Annotated in this window: 3 protein-coding genes; 2 read left to right on the top strand and 1 reads right to left on the bottom strand. The window is 55.3% G+C overall.

Annotated features, from left to right (window positions below; genetic code table 11):
* Positions 1 to 21: 21 nt before the first annotated feature.
* On the bottom strand, positions 22 to 498 hold the full coding sequence (locus HMPREF9538_RS10830; RefSeq protein WP_002885425.1) for an FxsA family protein: 477 nt from the start codon (positions 496 to 498) through the stop codon (positions 22 to 24).
* A 337-nt stretch (positions 499 to 835) separates the two neighbouring features.
* Between HMPREF9538_RS10830 and aspA the strand changes: the two genes are divergently transcribed.
* Together aspA and HMPREF9538_RS10815 are read left to right on the top strand one after the other, a co-directional pair.
* Entirely contained in the window at positions 836 to 2,272 is a 1,437-nt protein-coding gene (gene aspA / locus HMPREF9538_RS10820) for an aspartate ammonia-lyase (RefSeq protein WP_002885424.1), read from the top strand.
* Positions 2,273 to 2,387: 115 nt separating this feature from the next.
* Complete coding sequence (locus HMPREF9538_RS10815; protein WP_009485425.1) at positions 2,388 to 3,689, top strand: anaerobic C4-dicarboxylate transporter; 1,302 nt, start codon at positions 2,388 to 2,390, stop codon at positions 3,687 to 3,689.
* The last annotated feature ends 11 nt before the right edge of the window (positions 3,690 to 3,700 follow it).

Raw genomic sequence — 3,700 nt, forward strand, 5'->3', positions numbered from 1 at the left:
GGGGGGGGGGGGGGGGGGATGTTAATCGCGGCGATCGTCCTTATGGTCCAGACGGTCGCGCTGCTCATCTTTGCGCTGGAATTCCCCTTCGAAGGTCTCTCCGCCGCCAGTACCGGCGCTAAAGCCGCCGCCCGGCATCCGGCTGAAGCGCAGGTGCGGCATCAGCTTCATCGTCAAATGCTTTTGCACCGGCGGCAGCAATAGCAGCAGGCCTAGGAAGTCGGTAAAGAACCCCGGGAGCAACAGCAGCAGACCAGCGATAATCAGCGATACGCTCTTGATCATCTCCGCCGCCGGGCTCTCGCCCGCGGCCATCTTCTGCTGCATCAGCAGGAAGTTTTTGAAGCCCTGGTTACGCACCAGCGACATCCCTACCACCGAGCTAAAGATCACCAGGATCAGGGTCATAAAGACGCCCAGCACGTGCGCAACCTGGATAAAGATCGATATCTCAATGTAAACGTAAAGAAAAAAGGCAATAAACGGAATCCAACGCACCGGCGTCTCCTTCATCAACGGGCGCTGCGTTCAGCGCCCGTAATCATCAATTTGCTGATCGCATCCCACTAACATGGGGATGCTGAGCGGCTTTTCAATCAGCGGAAAGGCTTATTTTTCTCAGGAATAAGAAAGCGGTGACCCATTTCACAGATTAATAAATCTTCTCATACCCGCAATGTAATAAGTGATCAAGCTTACTGATATTCGCTATCATCAGCATATGATCTTGGGCACCGGGCCGGTTAAGGAAATAATCGTCGGCCAGAAAATATACTGAATACTGGATATTCTGTGTGTTTGGTGAATTCATTGGCAGCTTGAAAAGAAGGTTCACATGTTAAACAACATTCGTATCGAAGAAGATCTGTTGGGCACCAGGGAAGTTCCCGCGGACGCTTACTACGGCGTTCATACTCTGCGAGCGATTGAAAACTTCTACATTAGCAACAGCAAAATCAGCGACATACCAGAATTCGTGCGCGGCATGGTCATGGTGAAGAAAGCCGCCGCGCTGGCGAACAAGGAGCTGCAGACCATTCCCAAAAGCGCGGCAAATGCGATTATCGCCGCCTGTGACGAAGTCCTGAATAACGGCAAATGCATGGACCAGTTCCCGGTCGATGTCTTCCAGGGCGGGGCCGGTACCTCCGTAAACATGAACACCAACGAAGTCCTGGCGAACATTGGCCTTGAGCTGATGGGCCACCAGAAAGGCGAATACCAGTACCTGAACCCAAACGATCACGTCAACAAATGCCAGTCCACCAACGATGCTTACCCCACCGGGTTCCGCATTGCGGTGTATGCCTCCATCCTTAAGTTAATTGATGCGATTAAACAGCTGGGCGAAGGCTTCCAGGCGAAAGCCGTGGAGTTCCAGGACATCCTCAAAATGGGCCGCACCCAGCTGCAGGACGCGGTGCCGATGACCCTCGGCCAGGAGTTCCATGCCTTCAATGTGCTGCTTAATGAAGAGACCAAAAGCATTCTGCGCACTGCGGAGCTGCTGCTGGAGGTGAACCTCGGCGCCACCGCCATTGGTACTCGCCTCAACACCCCGGACGGCTATCAACAGCTGGCGGTGCAGAAGCTGGCTGAAGTAAGCAACTTACCGGTCGTCCCGGCGGAAGATCTGATTGAAGCCACCTCGGACTGCGGGGCGTACGTTATGGTTCACAGCTCGCTGAAACGCCTGGCGGTGAAACTGTCCAAGATCTGTAACGACCTGCGCCTGCTCTCTTCCGGTCCGCGCGCGGGCCTCAACGAAATCAACCTGCCTGAGCTGCAGGCTGGCTCTTCAATCATGCCGGCGAAGGTTAACCCGGTGGTGCCGGAGGTGGTCAACCAGGTCTGCTTCAAAGTTATCGGCAACGATACCACTGTGACCATGGCCTCCGAAGCCGGTCAGCTGCAGTTGAACGTGATGGAGCCGGTGATCGGCCAGGCGATGTTCGAGTCGATTCATATCCTGACCAACGCCTGCTACAACCTGCTGGAGAAATGCGTTAACGGCATCACCGCCAATAAAGCGGTATGTGAAGGCTACGTCTACAACTCCATCGGCATCGTTACCTACCTCAACCCGTTTATCGGCCACCACAATGGCGATATCGTCGGCAAGATCTGTGCCGAAACCGGCAAGAGCGTACGGGAAGTGGTGCTGGAGCGCGGACTGCTGACGGCGGCGGAGTTGGATGATATTTTCTCTGCGCAAAACCTGATGCATCCCGCTTATAAAGCAAAGCGTTATACCGATGAAAGCGAACAGTAATCTTTCAGGTTAGTCATTCAAAGGCATGTCAGCGATGACATGCCTTTTTTGCTTTTTGGTTTTACTAAAATACAACAATTCAATATCAACTTGTTAAAAAACAAGGAAGGCATATATGTTTGGTGCAGAACTGGTTATTGTCCTGCTGGCGATTTATCTCGGCGCCCGGCTCGGCGGCATCGGTATCGGCTTTGCCGGTGGCCTTGGCGTCCTTGTCCTGACGCTTATTTTTCAAATTAAACCGGGTGCGATCCCCTTCGACGTTATTGAAATCATTATGGCGGTGATTGCCGCTATCGCCGCCATGCAGGTCGCCGGCGGGATGGATTACCTGGTCAGCCTCGCCGAACGGATGCTGCGCCGCCACCCGAAGTACATTACCTTCCTTGCCCCGCTGGTGACCTGGTTTATGACCGTGCTCGCTGGCACCGGCCATACCGCCTTCTCCACGCTGCCGGTGATCACCGAAGTTGCCAAAGAGCAAGGCATTCGTCCGTCTCGTCCACTGTCGATTGCGGTGGTGGCCTCCCAGATAGCGATCACCGCCTCGCCCATTTCCGCCGCAGTGGTCTTTTTCGCAGGTATCCTTGAACCGCTGGGCGTTAGCTATTTGACGCTGATGGCCATCTGTATTCCAGTCACGCTGCTGGCAGTGATGCTCACCGCTATCGTCTGCAACTTCCTCGGCTGCGAACTGAAAGACGATCCGGTTTACCAGGAGCGGCTGGCCAAGGGGGAAGTCAGACTGCGCGGCAGCCAGGTATTTGAGCTGCAGCCGCACGCCAAACGTTCCGTTCTGCTGTTTTTGATCGGCATCGTGGCGGTGATGTTCTACGCCACGGCCATCAGCGATACCGTCGGCCTGATTAAGAACCCGGTGCTGCCGCGTAACGAGGCGATCGTGGTATTTATGCTGACCATCGCCACCCTGATTAGCATCACCTGTAAAATCGACACCGGCGAAGTGCTCAACGCCAGCACCTTTAAGTCCGGGATGAGCGCCTGCGTCTGCGTCCTCGGCGTCGCCTGGCTGGGAGATACCTTCGTTAAAGCGCATATCAGCGACATCCAGGCCGTGGCCGGCGATCTGCTGCACAATTACCCATGGCTGCTGGCGGTGGTACTGTTCTTCGCCGCCACGCTGCTCTACTCGCAGGCAGCCACCACCAAGGCGTTGATGCCTGCCGCGCTGCTGCTGGGCGTTAGCCCGCTGACGGCTATCGCCTCGTTTGCCGCGGTCTCGGCGCTGTTCGTTCTACCGACCTACCCAACCCTGCTGGCGGCGGTAGAGATGGACGACACCGGCTCAACCCGCATTGGTAAATATGTCTTTAACCACGCCTTCCTGATCCCCGGCGTTATCGCTATCACGCTGTGCGTGATCCTCGGCTTTATCTTTGGCGGGATTATGCTGTAAATACCGCTGGC

Origin of the sequence: Klebsiella sp. MS 92-3 (assembly GCF_000195655.1) — a bacterium.
GTDB classification, from domain to species: domain Bacteria; phylum Pseudomonadota; class Gammaproteobacteria; order Enterobacterales; family Enterobacteriaceae; genus Klebsiella; species Klebsiella pneumoniae.

Bases quoted from the DNA above. Each gene is read 5' to 3' on its own strand.
- aspA (WP_002885424.1), top strand. From the start codon at position 836: ATGTTAAACAACATTCGTATCGAAGAAGATCTGTTGGGCACCAGGGAA.
- HMPREF9538_RS10815 (WP_009485425.1), top strand. From the start codon at position 2,388: ATGTTTGGTGCAGAACTGGTTATTGTCCTGCTGGCGATTTATCTCGGC.